1 protein-coding gene is annotated in these 260 nt (G+C 52.7%); it reads left to right on the top strand.

Annotated features, from left to right (window positions below):
* Positions 1-260 (top strand): hypothetical protein (locus HC723_RS17180; protein WP_190339970.1); only part of this gene is annotated, 260 nt, incomplete at both ends.

The raw sequence follows: 260 nt of genomic DNA, 5'->3' as shown, positions 1-260 counted from the left end.
CGGTCACTGTTGACGAAGGCGATGTGCAAAACCCAGCCGAAGGCAACGAATACCCAGTGCATGGTTCAAGCTCGGTTACAATTGAGTCGCCAAGTGATAATTTGGATCCAAGCACGCTGCGCATGACTGATGCGGGCAAAACCGCATTAACCGCCGAAATGGGTGAAATGACCACCAATGGTGGGGATCCAATTAACTTCAGCATGACCACCGATGCCAATGGCGTGACCACCATCTCTGGTGTGGATGGGGCGGGTAAT

This window comes from Vibrio sp. S11_S32, assembly GCF_014694465.1.
In the GTDB taxonomy this organism is placed as follows: Bacteria; Pseudomonadota; Gammaproteobacteria; order Enterobacterales; family Vibrionaceae; genus Vibrio; species Vibrio algicola.
The sequence above is the reverse complement of the archived record's forward strand: the minus strand, read 5'-3'. Positions and strand labels throughout refer to the sequence as shown.